General features: G+C 60.8%; 19 protein-coding genes. 9 read left to right on the top strand and 10 right to left on the bottom strand.

What is annotated here, in order from left to right; all coding sequences use genetic code 11:
• Positions 1-58: 58 nt before the first annotated feature.
• Positions 59-1,165, bottom strand: a complete 1,107-nt coding sequence (gene dnaN / locus AC4BBN_RS10200; RefSeq protein WP_490591872.1) for a DNA polymerase III subunit beta — start codon at positions 1,163-1,165, stop codon at positions 59-61.
• Between the two features lie 163 nt (positions 1,166-1,328).
• Complete coding sequence (gene dnaA / locus AC4BBN_RS10195; RefSeq protein ID WP_490591871.1) at positions 1,329-2,741, bottom strand: chromosomal replication initiator protein DnaA; 1,413 nt, start codon at positions 2,739-2,741, stop codon at positions 1,329-1,331.
• Between the two features lie 378 nt (positions 2,742-3,119).
• Between dnaA and rpmH the strand changes: the two genes are divergently transcribed.
• From rpmH to mnmE, 5 genes are all read left to right on the top strand, one after another.
• Positions 3,120-3,254 carry a 50S ribosomal protein L34 gene (gene rpmH, locus AC4BBN_RS10190; RefSeq protein WP_092757190.1) on the top strand — a complete coding sequence of 45 codons (135 nt, stop codon included), beginning with the start codon at positions 3,120-3,122 and terminating at the stop codon, positions 3,252-3,254.
• Between the two features lie 63 nt (positions 3,255-3,317).
• Positions 3,318-3,764, top strand: coding sequence for a ribonuclease P protein component (locus AC4BBN_RS10185; protein WP_490591870.1), 447 nt, complete (start codon positions 3,318-3,320; stop codon positions 3,762-3,764).
• Complete coding sequence (gene yidD / locus AC4BBN_RS10180; RefSeq protein WP_490591869.1) at positions 3,761-4,024, top strand: membrane protein insertion efficiency factor YidD; 264 nt, start codon at positions 3,761-3,763, stop codon at positions 4,022-4,024. The genes AC4BBN_RS10185 and yidD overlap by 4 nt, the downstream gene beginning before the upstream one ends.
• 8 nt (positions 4,025-4,032) lie before the next feature.
• Positions 4,033-5,736 carry a membrane protein insertase YidC gene (gene yidC / locus AC4BBN_RS10175; protein WP_490591868.1) on the top strand — a complete coding sequence of 568 codons (1,704 nt, stop codon included), beginning with the start codon at positions 4,033-4,035 and terminating at the stop codon, positions 5,734-5,736.
• Positions 5,737-5,828: 92 nt separating this feature from the next.
• On the top strand, positions 5,829-7,202 hold the full coding sequence (gene mnmE, locus AC4BBN_RS10170; RefSeq protein WP_490591867.1) for a tRNA uridine-5-carboxymethylaminomethyl(34) synthesis GTPase MnmE: 1,374 nt from the start codon (positions 5,829-5,831) through the stop codon (positions 7,200-7,202).
• Positions 7,203-7,222: 20 nt separating this feature from the next.
• On the opposite strand, the gene AC4BBN_RS10165 is transcribed toward mnmE, so the two are convergent.
• Complete coding sequence (locus tag AC4BBN_RS10165; protein ID WP_490591866.1) at positions 7,223-7,777, bottom strand: adenine phosphoribosyltransferase; 555 nt, start codon at positions 7,775-7,777, stop codon at positions 7,223-7,225.
• Between the two features lie 64 nt (positions 7,778-7,841).
• Positions 7,842-9,827 carry a monovalent cation:proton antiporter family protein gene (locus AC4BBN_RS10160; RefSeq protein ID WP_490591865.1) on the bottom strand — a complete coding sequence of 662 codons (1,986 nt, stop codon included), beginning with the start codon at positions 9,825-9,827 and terminating at the stop codon, positions 7,842-7,844.
• A gap of 74 nt (positions 9,828-9,901) precedes the next feature.
• On the opposite strand from AC4BBN_RS10160, the gene AC4BBN_RS10155 reads away from it, so the two are divergent.
• Genes AC4BBN_RS10155 through AC4BBN_RS10140 form a run of 4 tightly spaced genes read left to right on the top strand, consistent with a single transcriptional unit; the run spans position 9,902 to position 12,873 of the window.
• Positions 9,902-10,900: a KpsF/GutQ family sugar-phosphate isomerase gene (locus AC4BBN_RS10155; protein ID WP_490592852.1), complete on the top strand. Its 999-nt coding sequence runs from the start codon at positions 9,902-9,904 to the stop codon at positions 10,898-10,900.
• A complete protein-coding gene (locus AC4BBN_RS10150) occupies positions 10,900-11,448 on the top strand; it encodes a KdsC family phosphatase (protein ID WP_490591864.1) in 549 nt (182 codons plus the stop codon). Before AC4BBN_RS10155 ends, AC4BBN_RS10150 begins: the two co-directional genes overlap by 1 nt.
• A complete protein-coding gene (gene lptC / locus AC4BBN_RS10145; protein WP_490591863.1) occupies positions 11,445-12,074 on the top strand; it encodes an LPS export ABC transporter periplasmic protein LptC in 630 nt (209 codons plus the stop codon). The genes AC4BBN_RS10150 and lptC overlap by 4 nt, the downstream gene beginning before the upstream one ends.
• 4 nt (positions 12,075-12,078) lie before the next feature.
• Complete coding sequence (locus AC4BBN_RS10140) at positions 12,079-12,873, top strand: SDR family oxidoreductase (RefSeq protein WP_490591862.1); 795 nt, start codon at positions 12,079-12,081, stop codon at positions 12,871-12,873.
• A gap of 71 nt (positions 12,874-12,944) precedes the next feature.
• Here AC4BBN_RS10140 and rbp (AC4BBN_RS10135) read toward each other — a convergent pair whose 3' ends face one another.
• The 6 genes from rbp (AC4BBN_RS10135) to AC4BBN_RS10110 all read right to left on the bottom strand — a co-directional run bounded on the left by rbp (AC4BBN_RS10135) (position 12,945) and on the right by AC4BBN_RS10110 (position 19,131).
• Positions 12,945-13,484, bottom strand: coding sequence for an RNA-binding regulator (gene rbp / locus AC4BBN_RS10135; RefSeq protein WP_490591861.1), 540 nt, complete (start codon positions 13,482-13,484; stop codon positions 12,945-12,947).
• Positions 13,485-13,746: 262 nt separating this feature from the next.
• Complete coding sequence (gene rbp, locus AC4BBN_RS10130) at positions 13,747-14,103, bottom strand: RNA-binding regulator (protein ID WP_490591860.1); 357 nt, start codon at positions 14,101-14,103, stop codon at positions 13,747-13,749.
• A 221-nt stretch (positions 14,104-14,324) separates the two neighbouring features.
• Positions 14,325-14,534, bottom strand: a complete 210-nt coding sequence (locus tag AC4BBN_RS10125) for an anti-sigma factor family protein (protein WP_490591859.1) — start codon at positions 14,532-14,534, stop codon at positions 14,325-14,327.
• A complete protein-coding gene (locus tag AC4BBN_RS10120; protein ID WP_490591858.1) occupies positions 14,531-15,100 on the bottom strand; it encodes a sigma-70 family RNA polymerase sigma factor in 570 nt (189 codons plus the stop codon). Before AC4BBN_RS10120 ends, AC4BBN_RS10125 begins: the two co-directional genes overlap by 4 nt.
• A 45-nt stretch (positions 15,101-15,145) precedes the next feature.
• Positions 15,146-16,363 (bottom strand): hypothetical protein, encoded by a 1,218-nt coding sequence (locus AC4BBN_RS10115; RefSeq protein WP_490591857.1) that lies wholly within the window; start codon positions 16,361-16,363, stop codon positions 15,146-15,148.
• The gene (locus AC4BBN_RS10110; RefSeq protein ID WP_490591856.1) at positions 16,306-19,131 is read right to left on the bottom strand and encodes an ATP-binding protein; all 2,826 of its coding nucleotides are present in this window, start codon (positions 19,129-19,131) and stop codon (positions 16,306-16,308) included. Before AC4BBN_RS10110 ends, AC4BBN_RS10115 begins: the two co-directional genes overlap by 58 nt.
• Positions 19,132-19,133: the final 2 nt, after the last annotated feature.

Here is a 19,133-nt window from a genome sequence, read left to right as displayed (position 1 = left end):
GTAAATCTGCCTCTGGCGCAGATGGATAGTGCGGGAGTAGCTACTTTTTATATAGCAGTTAAATCCGCATCGGCATGACCACGTATTTGAAGGTCTCGTTCTCGGGGATGGTCAGCAGCGCAGAGCTGTTGCCGTCGCTGAGCGAGATCGTCACCATGTCTTGCGCCATATTGGCCAAGGCATCGATCAGGTAGGTCACGTTGAAGCCGATTTCGATGGTGTCACCACCGTAGTCGATGTCCAGCTCGTCCACGGCTTCTTCTTGTTCGGCATTGTTCGAGGCCACACGCAGGCTGCCGGGTTCGACGTTCAGGCGTACGCCCTTGAACTTGTCGCTGGTCAGAATGGCGGTGCGCTGCAGGCTGGACAGGAAGGCCTGGCGGCCCAGGGTGATGTGGTTCTGGTGGTTCTTCGGAATCACGCGGTTGTAGTCGGGGAACTTGCCCTCGACCAGCTTGGTGACGAACTCCATGCCGTCAAAACTGAACTTGGCCTGGTTGCTGGCGAACTGCATCTCGATAGCGCCTTCGGCATCGCTCAACAGGCGCTGCATCTCCAGCACGGTCTTGCGCGGCAAGATGACTTCTTGCTTGGGCACTTCGACGTCCAGCGCGGCCGAGGCAAATGCCAGGCGGTGGCCGTCAGTGGACACCAGGCTGAGTTGGTTGCCTTCGGCGACGAACAAGATGCCGTTGAGGTAGTAGCGGATGTCATGCACGGCCATCGCGAAGGACACCTGGCTCAGCAGCGCCTTCAGCACCTTTTGGGGCACGCTGAACACCGGGCCGAAGCTGGCAGCTTCCTGCACCAGCGGGAAGTCTTCAGAGGGCAGGGTCTGCAAGGTGAACTTGCTCTTGCCACCTTTGAGGATCAGCTTGTTCTGGCTGGATTCCAGGCTAACGGTCTGGTCGGCGGGCATGGTGCGCAGGATGTCGATCAGCTTGCGGGCCCCCACGGTGGTGCTGAAGTCGCCGGCGTCGCCATCCAGCTCGGCATTGGTGCGGATCTGGATTTCCAGGTCGCTGGTGGTCAGCTGCACAGTGCCGCCGGTTTTGCGCAGCATCACGTTGGCCAGAATCGGCAACGTGTGGCGCCGTTCAACAATGCCGGCCACCGACTGCAGAACCGCGAGCACTTTGCTTTGTGTTGCCTTCAAAACGATCATGTCAACCCCGTGTGTTTATAAATAAGCTTGGCGAGAAACCCGCGCGTCGATTTCGAGCAAAGCGTGATTTTCCCTGTTTTTACCTGCACTTTTGGCTAGCCTTCAGGACTTACGCAAGTCCCTTGTGCGCCCAGAGGGCAGCATAGGGGACGCTGCGTAAGTTCTAACCCTTTAATGTTTGCTCCAGCACGTGCAATTGCTGGTTCAACTCGGTCAGTTGCTGGCGTTCGCCGCCAATCTTGCGCACCGCGTGCAGCACCGTGGTGTGGTCGCGCCCGCCGAACAGCTCGCCGATCTCGGGCAGGCTCTTTTGCGTCAGCTCCTTGGCCAGGTACATCGCGATCTGGCGCGGCCGCGCAATGGAGGCCGGGCGCTTCTTGCTGTACATGTCGGCGACTTTGATCTTGTAGTAATCGGCCACCGTCTTCTGGATGTTTTCTACCGAAATCTGCCGATTCTGGATGGACAGCAAGTCACGCAAGGCTTCGCGGGCCAGCTGGATCGACATTTCCTTCTGGTTGAAACGCGAATAGGCCAGGCATTTGCGCAGCGCGCCTTCGAGCTCGCGCACGTTGGAACGCACGTTCTTGGCGACGAAAAAGGCGACTTCCTCGGGCATTTCGGTGCCCTCGGCACGCGACTTGTTGATCAGAATCGCGACGCGCATCTCCAGCTCGGGCGGCTCGATGGCCACCGTCAGGCCCGAGTCGAAACGCGACACCAAGCGCTCATGGATGTCGGCCAGACCCTTGGGATAAGTGTCGCTGGTCATCACGATGTGCGACTTCTTGGTCAGCAGGGCTTCGAACGCGTTGAAGAACTCTTCTTGCGTGCGGTCCTTGTTGGCGAAGAACTGCACGTCGTCAATCAGCAACAGGTCCAGCGAGTGGTAACGCTCTTTAAATTCGTCAAAAGTCTTGCGCTGGTAGGCTTTAACCACATCCGAAACAAATTGCTCCGCATGGATGTAGAGAACTTTGGCATCCGGCCGGTCAGCCAGCAAGCGGTTGCCCACGGCGTGCATCAAATGGGTCTTGCCCAGACCCACGCCACCGTAGATAAACAACGGGTTGTAGAGCTGGCCGGGCGTACCGGAAACATGCATGGCCGCAGCCCGCGCCATGCGGTTGGCCGTACCTTCCACCAGGGTGTCGAAGGTCAGAGCGGTGTTCAGTCGGTTCTTGAATTGCGCCTGCGCGGGGTCTTCTCCGACCACCACGACCGGCTCGGGAACCGCCCCAACCCCTTGGGGCACCAAGGCAGCGATGGACGTGCGCACCTGCGCCTCACGAGGAGTAAGCGCTAACTCGAGCGGAATAATCTGGCCATACAGCTTTTCCAATAAGGCACTGATACGGCCCACGTACTGCGCACGGATCCAGTCAAGCTTGAAGCGATTCGCGACAAACAAGGTCACTTTAGAGAAGTCATCGGTAACCTGCGCCACCAAGGGCTTGATCCAGGTATTGAACTGCTGCTCTGGCAGTTCCTGTGCCAGCTGTTCTACGCAGGCCTGCCAGAGACTGTGCCCGGCACTACTTCCTGCGCCAGCATGGGCATGGGTTCCCTCGGTCATTATTCTGTTTCTACTTCTGTGGATAAATTAGGGATCGGCGAACCGACCATTGTAATTTATCCATCCCTTATCCACAATTTCGCCGATAAGAGACAGGCATCCCGCCCCGCCGCCTTCGATGCAGAAGTGTATTGCCAGACGGCCGATTATTTGCCATAATGCCGGGTTTCCCTGGCCAAATTTGCCTTAGGTTCTTTTTTGCGGCTGCACGCAAAAACCCGAGAAGGCGGACCAGTGCAGTCCCCGGTAGTGCTTGCAAAAGTCCAGCGTGGGTTGTGCTTCAGGGGCCACCAAGGGCGTTAAGCCCTCTTTTTTTAGCGATGTACCTCGGGTTTACCTTGGGGGAGTTGCTGTACCGAACTCTTCTAGGAAGTCATCATGAAACGCACTTATCAACCATCGAAAATCAAGCGTGCCCGTACCCATGGTTTCATGGTCCGTATGAAAACCCGCGGTGGCCGTGCCGTCATCAACGCACGTCGCGCCAAGGGCCGCAAGCGCCTGGCTGTCTAAGCCTGCGCCCCGGTTGGCGCGCACTACCGCTCCCGATTTTTCTACTTCGGCCCAACACCTGACGTGCAGCGACTCAAAACGCGGGCGCAGTTCCAGGCTGTATTGGCAGGAAAAACGGTTGCACGGACAGCCCATTTCGCGCTGCACCGTGCAGCACTAGATGCGCGTCCAGTGCCAACTTCCATGGCCAGCACACCAACGACACCTCCATTAGGGCCCGAGTCTTTACGACCGCAGGCCCTTTTTGCTGTGGACGGCGTTTGGCTGGGTGCCATGGTGCCCAAACGCTGGGCCAAGCGGGCCGTGACCCGCAACACCATCAAGCGCCAGATTTACCAAGTGATCCAAGCTTTTGAGCCGCGCTTTCCGCATGCTGCCCATGTGGTGCGCTTGCGCAGTGGCTTTGATCGCAAGGTTTTCATCAGCGCAACGTCCGACCAGCTCAAGCACGCTGTGCGGACCGAGCTGGAGCAGCTCTTTGACCGGGCCGTCGCCGGTGCTACGCCATGATGCGTACCGCCTTGATAACGCTGGTACGCGGCTACCGGTTGCTGCTTAGTCCCTGGCTGGGATCGGCCTGCCGTTTTGAACCTACCTGTTCTGTGTATGCATTGCAGGCCCTGGAACAGCACGGCGCATCCGCAGGAACTTATCTGACATTACGGCGTCTGGCACGTTGCCACCCTTGGTGTGACGGCGGTTTGGACCCCGTTCCGCAAAAACGTCCTGCGCTATTCGCCCATCTGCTTTCCTCTTCCTCACATAAGTAGTCCTTTACATGAACGATATTCGCCGGACCATCCTATGGGTGATTTTTGGTTTCTCCATGGTCTTGCTGTGGGACCAGTGGCAGGTCTATAACGGCCATAAAGCCACCTTTTTTCCGACGCCTGCATCCAAGGTTGCTCCGGTAGCTACCGCACCAGTGTCTGGCGCGTCCAGCGTCCCAGCGCCAGTTGCAGCCGGACCGGTAGCTGTGGCAGGCCAGCTCCCCGTGACCGCCGGTGCTCCGGCGGCAGCCAAGGAGCGCGTGGAAGTGGTGACCGATGTACTCAAGCTGACCTTCGACACCGAAGGTGGCAGCTTGGTCCGCTCCGAGTTGCTGAACCAGGTGGATATGACCGACAAGTCGAAGAACTTCGTCTTGCTCGACGATAGCAAAGAACGCGTCTATGTTGCCCAAACCGGTCTGATCGCCGGCGCTGGCTCTGCCGCAGGCGCCACGCTGCCCAGCCACAAAACGGTCATGACATTGGTACCTGGCGATCGCAGTCTGAAAGACGGCGCGCAAAACCTGGTGCTGCGCTTCGAATCGCCTGATGTGGGCGGTGTGAAACTGGTGAAGACCTTCACCCTCACCCGTGGCTCCTACGTGATGGACGTAAAGCACGAAGTCGTCAACACCGGCACCACCGCTGTGTCGCCTCAGCTGTACCTGCAACTGGTGCGCGATGGCAATAAGCCTGCAGGCGAATCCTCTTTCTACTCGACCTTCACCGGCCCGGCGGTCTATACCGAAGCCAAGAAGTACGAAAAGGTGGACTTCAAAGACATCGAAAACAACAAGGTCGATATCGAAAAGCAATCCAGCAACGGCTACGTTGCCATGGTGCAGCACTACTTTGCCAGTGCCTGGCTGCTGGGTGACGGCATCCAGCGCGACCTGTTCATGCGCAAGGTGGACACCAACCTGTATGCGGTGGGCATGATCACACCGATGAACGATATCGCACCGGGCGCCAGCAAGACAGTGGAAGCCCGCATGTTTGTAGGCCCTGAACTCGAAAAAGTACTGGAAAAACTCTCGCCCGGCCTGGAGCGCGTGAAAGACTATGGCCGCTTGACCATCCTGGCCCAGCCTTTGTACTGGCTGCTGGACCAACTGCACAACGTGATCCAGAACTGGGGCTGGTCCATCGTGGCACTGGTGCTGCTGCTGAAGATCGCCTTCTACTGGCTGAATGCCAAGGCTTACGCCAGCATGGCCAAGATGAAGGCTATCAACCCGCGTATCACCGAAATGCGTGAGCGCCTGAAGGACAAGCCGCAGGAAATGCAACAGGCCATGATGAAGATCTACCGTGAGGAAAAGATCAACCCCATGGGCGGCTGCTTCCCCATCATGATCCAGATCCCGGTGTTCATCGCGCTGTACAACGTGCTGCTGTCCAGCGTAGAGATGCGCAATGCCCCCTGGGCGCTGTGGATCCACGACCTGTCCTCACCTGATCCTTACTACATCCTGCCCATCGTCATGGCTTTGACGACCATGCTGCAAACCTCGCTGAACCCCGCACCGCCGGATCCGCTGCAGGCCAAGATGATGTGGTTCATGCCGTTGGCCTTCTCGGTGATGTTCTTCTTCTTCCCGGCCGGCCTGGTGATGTACTGGATTACCAACAACGCCTTGTCCATTGCCCAGCAATGGATCATCAATACCCGCATGGGTGTGCCACCCAAGTTCCACCTGCCCAAGTTCTAAGGGCGGTACGGGCAGCAACACTGCCTGGTTGACATCCAAAGGCCGCTTCAACCTCCGGGTTGAACGGCCTTTTTTCTATAAGCTGCTACTCCATGCCCGCCCATAACGACTATCCCATCGCCGCCATCGCCACCGCACCAGGACGTGGTGCCGTGGGCATTGTGCGGGTCAGCGGCAAGCAGATCGCACCCATCATCGAGGCCTTGTGTGGCCGAGCGCTGAAAGCCCGCGAAGCCACTTATCTGCCGTTCCGCGACGCGGCTGGTCAGGCCATAGACCAGGGCCTGGCCATCCACTTCCCGGCACCGCACTCCTATACCGGCGAAGACGTGCTGGAGCTGCAGGCCCACGGCGGACCGGTGGTGCTGCAGCTCTTGCTGGCGCGCTGCCTGGAGGCGGGTGCCGCCATGGGCATGCGCCTGGCCCAGCCGGGCGAGTTCACGCAGCGGGCCTTCTTGAACGACAAGATAGACCTGGCGCAGGCCGAGGCAATTGCCGACCTGATCGACGCCAGCACCGAGGCCGCCGCGCGCAGCGCCACCCGTTCGCTGTCCGGCGAGTTCTCGCAGGAGATCCATAGTCTGCGTGATGGTCTGGTGCACCTGCGTATGTTGGTCGAGGCCACGCTAGATTTTCCTGAGGAAGAAATCGACTTCCTGCGCAAGGCGGACGCGCACGGGCAGCTATCAAAACTGCAGCAACGCCTGGCCGCGGTGATGCAGCGCACACGCCAGGGGGCGCTGCTGCGCGAGGGCATCAAGGTGGTGATTGCCGGCCAACCCAACGCGGGCAAGTCGTCGCTGCTGAACGCGCTGGCAGGGGCCGAGCTGGCCATCGTCACCCCGATCGCCGGCACCACCCGCGACAAGGTGGCGCAGACCATCCAGATCGAGGGCGTGCCCATCCACGTCATCGACACCGCCGGCCTGCGCAGCAGCGATGACGCCATCGAAACCATAGGCATTGAACGCGCCTGGGCTGAAATCGCGGCAGCCGATGCGGTGCTGTTTCTGCACGACCTGACCCGCGCCCAATTGGCGGACTACCAGCAGGCGGACGCCGCGATAGGCGCCGAACTGGCGCAAAAGCTGCCGTCCCGCGTACCGGTCATCGATGTCTGGAACAAATCGGATGCAGCTACCGCAACCGCTGCAGAGGCCCTGACCCTGTCCGCCAAGATCGGCACCGGGCTGGACCCACTGCGCCGCAAGCTATTGGAAGTGGCGGGATGGCAAACCTCGCCCGAAGGGGTTTTCATCGCCCGGGCGCGCCATGTGCACGCCTTGCAGCGTGTGGACGAACACATCGAGATGGCGGTGGCGCATCTGGCCAGCCAGGCCCAGTCGCTGGACTTGCTGGCCGAGGAGCTGCGCCTGGCGCAGAACGCGCTGAACGAAATCACCGGAGCCTTCAGCGCCGACGACCTGCTGGGCGTGATCTTTTCGCAGTTCTGTATCGGCAAATAAGCCGGGTTCTGGGCAGACTTTCAGTGCCCGGCGAAATCCACCAAAGTGAACAGTGGAAGCCCGCTTTCCCGCAGCTTGGTAGAACCGCCCAGTTCGGGTAGATCCACAATGGCCGCGCCTTCGACCACGGTGGCGCCAAGCTTCTCCAGCAGCTTCTTTCCGGCCATCATGGTGCCGCCGGTGGCGATAAGGTCGTCGATCAACAGCACGCGGTCGCCGGCCTTCACGGCATCGGTGTGCAGCTCAACTGTGGCGCTGCCGTATTCCAATTCATAGGTTTCTTCCACCGTGGTGAATGGCAGCTTGCCCTTTTTACGGATGGGTACAAAGCCGATATTCAGCTCGTAAGCCACTACCGCACCCAGAATGAAGCCGCGCGCGTCCAGCCCGGCTACTACGTCCGGGCGCAGGGCCGGGTCCATGTAGCGGTGCACGAACGCATCGATCATCACGCGGAACACCCGGGGGTTTTGCAGCAAGGGAGTGATGTCCCGGAACTGCACGCCCGGCGCAGGCCAATCGGGCACCGTGCGCATATGGGCCTTGAGGTATGCGTTGACGCTAAAGCTTGTCATGGGAAATCAACCAAAAATGGGGAGGGCCGCTATTGTGCCTTGCGCGGCTGCGCCGCCTTACGGCTTAACCCTTTTGGAACTTCTCTTCCGCTAACGCCAGGGTTTCCGCCTTGCCAGACAAGACCAGGGTATCGCCGTCTTCCAGCAGCACATCGTCTCCGGGTGACTCGGTTTTGCCGCTGTGCCGTCGCAGACTGACCACCCGCACACCCATCGCGTGCAGAGCCAGACGACCCAACGGCTTACCAAGGCACTTGGCGGCGATGGTCAGGGTCACGGTCGTCAACCGTTCGTGGCGCAACTCGTCCACGCCGTCGTCGTCCGCCCCGTGGAAGTAGCCGCGCAGAAGGTTGTAGCGCGCGTCACGCTGGTCCTGTACCACACGTATCACCCGGCGCATTGGCACGCCGACCAAGGCAAGAGCATGGCTGGCCAACATCAACGAACCCTCGATAGCCTCGGGCACCACTTCAGTGGCGCCAGCATTGCGTAGTTTTTCCAGATCGTGGTCGTCCTGGGTACGCACAATCACCGGCACCTGGGGCGCGTGGGTATGGGTGTTGGCCAGCACCTTCATGGCACCCGGCACATCCAGGTAGGTGATGACCACCGCGCTGGCCCGGGCCAAGCCGGCAGCCATCAAGGCCTGCAGGCGCGCCGCATCGCCGAACACCACCGAGTCGCCGGCCGCGGCAGCCTTGCGCACCCGGTCTGGGTCCAGGTCCAGTGCCATGTAGGGAATGCTCTCGCGCTCCAACATGCGCGCAAGGTTCTGCCCGCAACGCCCGTAGCCGCAAATGATCACGTGCTTGTTGGCATTAATGGACTTGCGGGCAATAGTCGTCATCTGCAACGACTGCTGCAACCACTCACTGCTCACCAGTTTCATCACGATGCGGTTGCTGTACATGATGATGAACGGCGTTGCCAACATGGACAGCACCATACTGGCCAGAATCGGATTCAACAGCGAGGCCGGCACCAGTTTGTTTTCTTGGGCCAAGGTCAGCAACACAAACCCGAACTCACCCGCCTGGGCCAGGTACAGGCCGGTACGCAAGGAGACGCCCGCCGTGCCCCCCAGCGACTTGGACAGCGCCGCAACCAGAGCCAGCTTGAACAGCACCGGCAAGGTCACCAGCAACAACACCAGAGGCCAGTGCTCCAGCACCAGGCGCCAGTCCAGCAGCATGCCGATGGTGATGAAAAACAAGCCCAGCAGCACATCGTGAAACGGCCGTATGTCAGTCTCCACTTGGTGCTTGTATTCGGTTTCGGAAATGAGCATGCCGGCAATAAAAGCCCCCAGGGCCAGGCTCAGGCCCGCCAGCTCGGTCAACCAGGCCAGGCCCAGGGTGATCAGCAAGAGGTTCAACACAAACAGCTCTTCGCTGCGCCGCCGCGCCACAATGGTCAGCCACCAACGCATCACCTTCTGTCCGCCCACTAACAGAACGGTGATCAACGCCGCCGCCTTGATGGACGCCAGCGCGAGTGACATCAGCAGCTCTTCAGGCGAGGCGCCCAAGGCGGGTATCAACACCAGCAAGGGCACCACGGCCAAATCCTGGAACAGCAGCACACCCATCACCCGCTTGCCATGCTCCGACTCCAGCTCCAGCCGCTCCGCCATCAGCTTCACCACAATGGCTGTGCTGCTCATCGCCAGCGCCCCCGCAAGCGCCAAGGCAGTACGCCACTCCATGTGCCATAGCGTGGGCGCCATGGTGGCAAACATCAGTGAAGCAAACGTGGCGATCAGCATCGTGCCCGCGACCTGGAACAAGCCCAAGCCAAACACGTGGCCACGCATGGCACGCAGCTTGGGCAGGTTGAATTCCAACCCGATGACAAACATCAAAAACACCACGCCGAACTCACCCAGGTGTTTGATCCCCTCAGAGTTCTGCGCCAGCGCCAGCGCATTCGGGCCGATGACCACGCCCACCACCAGATAACCCAGCATAGGCGGCAACTTCAGCGAGCGGAACGTCACCACCCCCAGCACGGCGGCCAGCAAGTACATCAGCGTCAATTCCAGTGCGGTCATGCCACCATGCTAACAAGGGAAATGCGCATTCCCCCGAAAAGAACGGCAGCATGCACGCCGATAGAATCGACGGCATGACATCCGCACCGCAGACCACTGCTTCCTTCGATTCCGCACGCGCCTTACGCAAGGCTTTTGACACTCTGGATATCGAAGCCGCAGCGGTCACGGACCTGAAGCGCCGCCTCACGGACTCCTTCGCCCGGTCGGTGCAGATGATCCTCGCATTGCGCGGCCGTGTGGTGGTCATGGGCATGGGTAAAAGCGGCCATGTGGGCCGAAAAATTGCCGCCACACTCGCCTCCACCGGCACCCCCGCACTATTCGTGCACCCGGCCGAAGCCAGCCACGGCGACCTGGGCATGATCCGCGCAATGGACATCGTCCTGGCCATTTCCAACAGCGGCGAAAGCGCGGAGATCACCGTATTGCTGCCGGTGCTCAAGCGCCAGGGCGTGCCCCTGATCGCCATTACCGGCAATCTGCAATCCACACTGGCCCAGCATGCCACCGAGATATTGAACGGCGGCGTGGACAAAGAAGCCTGCCCCCTGAACCTGGCGCCCACCGCCAGTACCACCGCCCAGCTGGCCCTGGGTGACGCGCTGGCCGTTGCCCTGCTGGATGCGCGTGGCTTCAAGGCCGAAGACTTCGCCCGCTCCCACCCGGGTGGCGCCTTGGGCCGCAAACTGCTCACCCATGTTAGCGATGTGATGCGCTCCGGCGATGAGGTGCCCCGCGTCACACCAGACACCGCTTTCAGCGACATGATGCGTGAGATGAGCGCCAAAGGCGGCATCACTGCGGTGGTGGACGCGCAGCAGCAAGTGCTGGGTGTATTCACCGACGGAGATTTGCGGCGCCTGATTGAAAACGGTGTAGACCTGCGCGCCATGCGTGCCCAAGACGTGATGCATCACCACCCTCGCAGCATTCGGCCCGATGCACTTGCCGTAGAGGCCGCCGAACTGATGGAGCAGCACCGTATCACCTGCGTGCTGGTCGTCAATGCAGACGGCACGCTGGTCGGCGTAGTACATATTGGTGACCTGATGCGGGCTAAAGTTATCTAATGGCCGCCGTTGCCATCGCATTCGCGCCAGAGCTACTGTTGCGCGCCCAGAACGTCCGCGTCGCCTTCTTCGATGTGGATGGCGTCTTAACCGACGGTGGCCTGTATTTTTCAGAGACCGGCGAAACCCTCAAGCGCTTCAATACTTTGGATGGCCACGGCCTGAAGCTATTGCAAAAAGCCGGCATCATCCCCGCCGTCATCACCGGGCGTGACTCCTTGCCGCTGCGCAAACGGCTGCAGGCGCTAGGCATCACCCACGTACATTTCGGCACCGAGGACAAGCGCCCGGCGGCTGAACAAACACTGGCGGCGCTCGGCCTGGACTGGTCACAGGCTGCGGCTATGGGCGACGACTGGCCCGACCTGCCCGTCATGCGCCGCAGCGCCATCGCCTGCGCCCCGGCAAATGCCCAAGCCGAAGTGCTGGCAGCTGCGCAGTACACCACCCAACGCTCTGGCGGCCAGGGCGCGGCCCGTGAATTTTGCGATCTGCTACTGGTGGCAAGCGGCCACTATGCACGCCTGCTGGAAGAGTACACAGCGTGAAGTCCTTGCTGCGTGCCGCCTGGGAACAGGTTTCCATTTACCTGCCCGTTTTGCTGATGGGTGTTTTGGCACTGGGCACCTATTGGCTGGTGCGCAATACACCCATCTTCGCGCCAGCAGCGGCACCGGTTGCAGCCACCCACGAACCCGATTACTTCATGCGGAAATTTTCGGTCAAAACCTTCGATTCCACCGGGCGCTTGAAAAGCGAAGTCATGGGTGCGGAAGCCCGCCACTTTCCGGACACCGACACCATCGAAATCACCAAAGTGCGTATCCGCTCAGTCAACCCGGACGGCCTGATTACCACCGCCAGCGGCGACCGTGGCCTGAGCAATAGCGACGGCTCGGAGGTACAACTGTTTGACAACGCCATCGTGGTCCGCGACGCAGTAACAAACAAGAGTGGCAGCATGGTGCAGCCGCGTCTGGAACTACGCAGCGACTTTCTGCACGCCTATTTGAATACAGAACGCGTCCGCTCCAACATGCCGGTAGTCATCACCCGTGGCACAGACACCTTTACCGCCGACTCCATGGATTACGACAATCTAGACCGCGTAATGCAACTCCAGGGACGCGTGCGAGGCCTATTGGTTCCCGCTCCCGCGCCATCTCATAAGTAAACCGATGTCCTCGTCTCCACTGGCATTCATTACCGGAGCGTCCAGCGGCATTGGCCAGGCGCTGGCGCTACGCTACTTCCAGGCCGGCTACCGCCTGGCCCTTGTTGCCCGTCGGACTTCAGTCGTCGAGTCATGGGCTAGCGCACATGGAATAAGCGCAAGCAGCTATCAAATATATAGTGCAGACGTTTCTGTAATTGACAGCATCGTGGCTGCCGGCAAGGCCTGCATCGCCCTGCAAGGCGTGCCAGACGTCGTAGTTGCCTGCGCGGGCGCCAGCATCGGCGTGGACACGGCGGTGTACGAAGACCTGGCCATCATGGCGCAAACCTTTGCCACCAAAAACGTCGGCACGGCAGCGACCTTTCACCCTTTTATCCACGCCATGCAACAGCGTGGCAGCGGAGCCCTGGTTGGCATAGGCAGTGTGGCTGGCATCCGTGGTCTGCCTGGCCACGGCGCCTACTGCGCCAGCAATGCCGGCGTCATCAGCTATTGCGAAAGTCTGCGCGGTGAGTTACGCGGGACCGGGGTCAAAGTTGTCACCATTTGCCCCGGCTATGTGGATACACCACTGACCCAGAAAAACGGCTATGGAATGCCCTTCCTCATGCAAGCTCAAGACTTTGCGGAAAAGGCCTTCCAGACCATCCAGACTGGCAATAGCTACCGCGTTATTCCCTGGCAGATGGGTGTCATCGCCAAAGTACTGCGCCTGCTGCCAAACGCGATATTTGACAAATTATTGGTAGGCCGCGCACGCAAACCCAGGCAGACAACGCCGCCAGAAAATCCCTAATGCGCTTTCAATAGGCAACAAAAAAGGCTCCTACGGAGCCTTTTTCAATTCTGCAAAGTGCAGTCGGAGTATCAGTAACCGCCGCGGCCACCGCCGCCATTGCCACCGCCACCACTGCGGGGGCCGGAACCGTAAGGGCTACGGAAACCACCGTCGCCACCGCCACCGCTGCGACCACCGCCGCCGCCATAACCACCGCCCTCGCCACCACGGCCGCCACCGCCGCCGTAACCGCCGCCACCGCTACGGCCACCGCCGCCGCCGTAACCGCCGCCGCCTTCACCGCCACGGCCACCGCCGTAACCACCACCACCGCCGCCGCCATAACCACCACCGCCGCCACCGCTACGGGGAGGACGGGCTTCCATGGGTCGTGCTTCATTCACGACGCAGCTGCGGCCGCCGAGAGGCTGGCCATTCATTCCATTGATAGCGGCTTGTGCTTCGGCATCGCTGCCCATTTCCACAAAACCAAAACCCTTCGACCGGCCCGTATCACGCTCCATCATCACTTTGGCGCTGGTGACACTGCCAAACTGGCTGAAAGATTGCTCCAGATCGTTGTCGCGCACTGAGTAAGGCAGGTTGCCGACGTACAGTTTGTTGCCCATCAAGGGACTCCTCAAAAACACATTAATAAAGCGATGGAGTTCCGAAAACGCAATCAACCGAAAGCAAGGACGCGAAACTGACCGACACCGCAAACTTGTGTGGATTTTTATACCCACACTTTTGCATTATGCGACTAGATCAAAAGATTTCAACTAAAAAATACGATGGCTGTAAGCACGAAAATATGCGCACATTAAAAAAGGGCCCAGAGGGCCCTTTTTCAAATTTGCAAAAGGAGGAAAAACCTCCTATTGGCAAGATTTAGTAGCTGTTGCGGCCACCGCCGTAACCACCACCATTGCCGCCGCCGTAGCCGCCGCCATTGCCACCACCGTAGCCGCCACCGCCGCCGGTGCGGGGAGGACGTGCCTCCATCGGACGGGCTTCGTTGACAACCAGGTTACGGCCGCCCATGGACTGACCGTTCATGCCCTTGATAGCAGCTTGTGCTTCAGCATCGTTGCCCATTTCGACAAAGCCGAAACCCTTGGAGCGGCCGGTGTCACGTTCCATCATGACCTTGGCGCTGGAGATGGAGCCGAACTGGCTGAAAGCCTGTTGCATGTCTTCATCGCGGAAAGAGTAGGGCAGGTTGCCCACGTAAAGTTTGTTGCCCATGAAAGGACTCCTCAAAAAAACGCAAAACGCGATGGAGTCCGATAACCGCAATCAACAAACCATTGAAGACTAAAGCAGACGCGAAACTGACCATTCACCGCAAACCTGTGCAGCCGTTGGAGCGGCTGAACCAATTGATTATGCTACATCTGGCCCATAAGCACAAAAATACTTGTGCGGCTGTTGTAGGCGAGCCCATGCAGGGGGGCGATTTCTGTCGCCTAGGCGTCAGTTTCCACGTCTTCCGCATAGTGGCGCCATTGCCGCATGGCATTGCGCATGGTGAGCAACTGGCGCTCAAAGCGTGGGCAGGCTTTGCACGCCATCAGATGCAGGCGCAAAGCCACACTGTCAGGCAGCGTGATGGCGCGGTCCTCACGGGCGATCAGAATGGCTGCAACTTGCTTGCAGGTGCGCCGTAGCGGGATCACGTGGCCTCCTTTGATGTACCAAACCAGTTGAGCTCCAGACATTCGCGTAGCCGTATGCGGGCGCGGTGCAACTGGACGTAGAGATTGGTCGGCGTAAGGCCGAGATCCTTACAAATTTCTTCGCTGGACAGCTCCAGCCACTCGCGCATCAGGAACACGCGGCCCAACACAGGCGGTAATTTGTCGGTGCACGCCTCCAGCACCAGGAAGAATTGGCGCGAATGCAGGTCCTGCTCGGGGTTGCCCCAGTCTGCGGGCGTCTGGGCGAAATGGCCGTCGGCCTTGAACAACAGGTTCTCCAGCTCTTCCGCACCGCCTTCTTCGCTCTCACTGTCCAGACACACCTCGCGGGCATTGCTGCGAAACATGTCCAGCACTTTGTGCTTGAGGATGCCGACCAGCCAGGTCTTGAGCTGTGACTTGTTGCCAAACGACTGCGGCTTGCTTAAAGCGGCCAGCAGCGTCTCGGACACGGCATCCTCGGCCCAGGCGTCATTGCGTAGCTGCAGACGCGCAAAGCGCAACAAGTAGGTGCGGTGCTGTGCCAGTTCAGTTTCGAAGTGCATGTCACTCTTTGGTCGGTAGGCGCGCAGTATCTACGATAGCTTTTCTCACAGCCAGCCTTCCTGTTCCGCCTTGCATGCCGTGCGGTGCAAATAGTCTCGCAACACGACCAGATCGGTGGGCAAGTCGATGCGCAGTGCCAAGCGCTCCAGTGTCTGGTGGTCATAGTGGGTGAGTGGCAGTGTTTTGCCGTCCTGCCAGACTTCGGGTGCCATATGGGTGCAGCGCCAAACCAGTCCACGCTGCATCCATAGTTGACCTGCTGTGAGCGCAATTTCGATGCCCGCAGGATCTGGGTCGCAGCTGATGTCTGCAGGCGCTGGAGCCTGCTCCAACAACCATTGCATGGCCTTGAGCCAATCTTGCGATGGCCGTCCCGGCAGCCATACGACGCAATGGTCTGTCGGCGCTTTCACAGCGCAACGCTCAAAACTGGCTCGGTTCTCGATCAGCCAGTAGCGGGCAGGGCTTGTCGCCACGGTCATTCGCGCGTCCAGGCGGCGGGCCGGTATAGCAGCCCAACCCAGGGCTGCCGCATCCAGTTGGCCATTCGGGCCTTGCAAACGAAGTGCGCCACCCAGCCACAGCAAGGGTTCAAAGCGCCCGATGCCCAGGCCTTCCAGGTCGCAATGTGCTTCCAGCCAGGCCCATTCATGGGGCTTGATGTCTTTGGTGTGTTCGCGGGCAAACAGGGCAAAGTCTTGCCGTAGGCCAAAGCGCTGTTCTGCATGCCATTCAGCCAAAGCTTGCAGCAGCTGTGCCCGGGCGACCAAACTTGCTGTGGGCAAAGCCAGGCTGCTTTGAACGGCACTGGCTGCCCAGGGCTGGGCTAAGGCCAAATTCTGCAATTTTTGCAACAGATCCAGGCGCTGCGCGTCACGTTCGGTAGCGGGCTGGATGCCACAGGTTTTTTGTAGCTGAGGCAGGTCCGTCCAGACGATGCGCTGCGGCCACCATTGGCCATTTTTAAAGACCTGTTTGACCTGCAGTGCGCCCGCTTCCAGCAGCGCTTGCAACAAGGTTTCGGTGTGGTCGAGGTACTCCGTTCCCGCCTCGTTGAGCAATGACTGCCAGGCCCGCTCCTTGGCATGCGACGCCACCCACCGCAACAGCACAATGCGCTGCACTTCGCGCAACGCTGGCAAGCCGGCAAACCCCGCCTGGGACTGGCAGGTGCGCTTGCCTTTGCCCGTGGCGGTGGTCTCGATCATGGCGTACTGGTAACGACACCCCGCCGCTTGGCCACCGCGATCGGTGGCGCCCATTTGGCGTTCTTCGGCTTCTTGCTGGTGATCAGGGTAATCTCGGCGGGCTCGAAGACTTCCAGGTTGTGGGTGATAGGCGTGGTCAGCACGTACTGGGCCTGGGTGGAGCGCAGGAAGTGGCCGACCAGCTGGATGTTGCGCACGTCCAGGTGGGCAAAGGGCTCGTCGATGAAGACAAAGCCGCCCGAGGCGGTTTCGTCGTCCTTCAGCAGCGCCACCAGCAGGATCAGCGACTTGATGACCTGCTGGCCACCGGATGCCTCGCCGTCGTTCATGCCGATGCTGCCCTTGCCGTCGAAGTTGAAGTGCACCTTCAGGCCGGCCTGGGCCAGCACGGTGTCGCTGTTTTCCAACGCGGGCAGGTCGGCAGTCACGGCCACGCCGGCCAGCTCGCCGAGTTCCTGGATGTTTTTGCGGTAGCGGCGCACCGTGGTGCGCAGCACCTCGATATAGCTCTCGCGGGCGTTGTGCACGGCGATGGCGGCCTGGGCATTCTTGGCCTGATGGTCGCCCAGGTTCAGCCCCTGCTCGCGCACCAGCACCTCCATGCGGCGGAAGCGTTCTTCCACCGTGGCGTCTTTTTCCCAGGTGTCGAGCTGCAACTCCTCATGCACGGACTGCAGGCGCAGGCGGGCTTGCGTGTCGTTCTGGTAGGTTTTGACCAGGGACTGCAGCAATTCGGGCGTGCGCCACTGAGGCGGGATCTGGCCGCGCCGGGTGTTGGAGTTGTCCACATCCACAGTGAGCTGCTTGCGGCGCTGGGCCAGCTCGGCGATCAGGCGGTCGGCCTCCTGGTGCTTTTGGCGCAGGGCCTGCTCGGTCTGGCGGTACTGGGTGTCGATCTGCTGGTAGCGGGTCTTGGCGTCGCCATAGGCCTTGTCCAGCGCCTGCCAGTGCTGGGCGGCGGCGATGCGGGCCTGCTTGGCGCCGGGCCAGGCTTCACGGGCGGCGGCGAATTCTTCGCTACGGCGCGCCAGCTCTTCGGCCGCGCTATGGCCTTCCAGCGATTTCTGGATGTCCTTGACCTGGCGTTTGACGGCCATCAGCTCCTGCGTCAGCGGGCCAAGTTCGCCGTCCAGACGGCGCAGATCGCGCTCCAGGCCGTCGCGGCGGGCTACCAGGGCGGCAGCGCCGAACTGGTGGTCGCGCGGCTCGACCCAGACCGAGCGGGCGCCGCGCCCGTCAAAGCTGTAGGCCTGCGGCGTGATCCAGCTGCCGCTGGTCTTGCGGCCCTCGGCCGGGCTGTCCACGCAGCGCAGGTTTTGCAGCTGCTGGATCAGCCAGCGCGGCAGCTTGGCGTCGAACTTCGTCTGCGCCAGCAGCGATTGGGCATCGGCAGTCGGCACAGGGTCGCCCGGGGCGGTGATGTAGTGGCGGTAGCGGTCGGCGCTGGCGATGGTGTCGGCCTGGGCCAGGTCGTCATTTTTCTCCAGCAGCACCATCCAGCGCAGCGGACGCAGCACGCCTTCGACAGCAGCACGCCAGTATTCGTCGCGCACCTCGACCACCTCGGCCAGGAAGCGGTGGCCGATCTTGGCGGCCTGCAGGCGCTGGCGCAGGCGTCGGGCGTCTTCCGGGTGGGGAGGAGTGTTTTGGCCTTCCAGCGCAGACAGCGCCTGCGCAACCAGCTCTCTTTTCTGTAGCACAGCGCTGTGCTTGGCCTGTAGCGCGGCCTGTTGGTTGTGCAGGGTGTTGAGGTGGGCGTTTAGCGCCTCGGCGTCGCTTTCCTTGTCTACCAGGGCCAGCAGCTCGGTTTCGCGCTTGACCACGTCTTCCAGCGGGCGCTCCAGGTCGCGGCAGTTTTCGCGCTGCACATTGGCCGCATCGCGCTCGCGCAGCAAGCGGGCTTCATCGTCTTCGGCCTGGCTGCGTTGCTCCAATAAAGAGAGCAGCTTGTCATTGTCCTGCTTGCGCTGGGCGATGTTTTGGCTTGCATGCTGGCGCTGGCGGCGCTGCTCGCGGCTGCGCTCGGTGAGCTTTTGGCGCTGGATGTGCCATTCCAGCACCGGCACCACCTCGGTGGCCAGGCGCTCGTGCTCCTGCACCTTGTGCTGCCAGTTTTGGTAGTTGCTGACGCGGCTTTGCAGCTCGGCCAGCTGGGCCTTGCTGTGGTCCAGCTCGTGGCTGGCCTGCTCCATCTCGCGGGCCAGCTGCTGCTGGTGTTCGCGGGCGGTGTCGTAATGGTTCAGCACCTCCTGGTCGCCAAACACGTCGAACACCAGACGCAGCAGCTCGCGCGGGCTGAATTCACAGAGTCGGTCGGTCTGGCCCTGCTCCAGCGACAGCACCTTGGCAATCGCGGGCGACAGGCCGGCGGCGGACAGGGTTTTGCCCCAGGCCTCGATGCCCATGGTGGCCAGCTCTTTCTCGGTTTTTTCGCTCAGCTGCTCGATGCTGACGTCGCCTTCCAACACCATGTAGCGGCGCTGCCAGTCGCCACCGTTGCGTTCGATGCGGCAGGCCAGGGTGACCTGGTCGCTATACAGCAGGCGTTTGGCAAACGGGCGGCTGCTGGTCTGGCGGTTGTGCGGGCGGTTGTCCACCACGGCACGCAGCCAGGCTACGTTGGCACCGGCGTGGCGGGCATAGGTTTTGAAGTCGCGCGGCGACGAGCATTTCAGGCCCAGCAGGGTGCGCAGCGCGTCCAGCAAGGTGGTCTTGCCCGAGCCGTTGGGGCCAGCGATGGTGATGATGCTGGCGTCCAGCGGCAGGCTGACGCGTTGGCAGTAGTCCCAGTGGACCAGCTCAAGGCTTTGCAGATGGAACATGG

The organism is Rhodoferax sp. SPJ21 (assembly GCF_058216335.1).
This window is presented reverse-complemented; position numbering and strand designations above follow the sequence as displayed.

What these genes read in the sequence shown, in the direction of transcription:
- dnaN (WP_490591872.1), bottom strand. Translation starts at nt 1,165, where the DNA reads ATGATCGTTTTGAAGGCAACACAAAGCAAAGTGCTCGCGGTTCTGCAG.
- dnaA (WP_490591871.1), bottom strand. Translation starts at nt 2,741, where the DNA reads ATGACCGAGGGAACCCATGCCCATGCTGGCGCAGGAAGTAGTGCCGGG.
- rpmH (WP_092757190.1), top strand. Translation starts at nt 3,120, where the DNA reads ATGAAACGCACTTATCAACCATCGAAAATCAAGCGTGCCCGTACCCAT.
- yidD (WP_490591869.1), top strand. Translation starts at nt 3,761, where the DNA reads ATGATGCGTACCGCCTTGATAACGCTGGTACGCGGCTACCGGTTGCTG.
- yidC (WP_490591868.1), top strand. Translation starts at nt 4,033, where the DNA reads ATGAACGATATTCGCCGGACCATCCTATGGGTGATTTTTGGTTTCTCC.
- mnmE (WP_490591867.1), top strand. Translation starts at nt 5,829, where the DNA reads ATGCCCGCCCATAACGACTATCCCATCGCCGCCATCGCCACCGCACCA.
- AC4BBN_RS10165 (WP_490591866.1), bottom strand. Translation starts at nt 7,777, where the DNA reads ATGACAAGCTTTAGCGTCAACGCATACCTCAAGGCCCATATGCGCACG.
- AC4BBN_RS10160 (WP_490591865.1), bottom strand. Translation starts at nt 9,827, where the DNA reads ATGACCGCACTGGAATTGACGCTGATGTACTTGCTGGCCGCCGTGCTG.
- AC4BBN_RS10155 (WP_490592852.1), top strand. Translation starts at nt 9,902, where the DNA reads ATGACATCCGCACCGCAGACCACTGCTTCCTTCGATTCCGCACGCGCC.
- AC4BBN_RS10150 (WP_490591864.1), top strand. Translation starts at nt 10,900, where the DNA reads ATGGCCGCCGTTGCCATCGCATTCGCGCCAGAGCTACTGTTGCGCGCC.
- AC4BBN_RS10140 (WP_490591862.1), top strand. Translation starts at nt 12,079, where the DNA reads ATGTCCTCGTCTCCACTGGCATTCATTACCGGAGCGTCCAGCGGCATT.
- rbp (WP_490591861.1), bottom strand. Translation starts at nt 13,484, where the DNA reads ATGGGCAACAAACTGTACGTCGGCAACCTGCCTTACTCAGTGCGCGAC.
- rbp (WP_490591860.1), bottom strand. Translation starts at nt 14,103, where the DNA reads ATGGGCAACAAACTTTACGTGGGCAACCTGCCCTACTCTTTCCGCGAT.
- AC4BBN_RS10120 (WP_490591858.1), bottom strand. Translation starts at nt 15,100, where the DNA reads ATGCACTTCGAAACTGAACTGGCACAGCACCGCACCTACTTGTTGCGC.
- AC4BBN_RS10115 (WP_490591857.1), bottom strand. Translation starts at nt 16,363, where the DNA reads ATGGGCGCCACCGATCGCGGTGGCCAAGCGGCGGGGTGTCGTTACCAG.
- AC4BBN_RS10110 (WP_490591856.1), bottom strand. Translation starts at nt 19,131, where the DNA reads ATGTTCCATCTGCAAAGCCTTGAGCTGGTCCACTGGGACTACTGCCAA.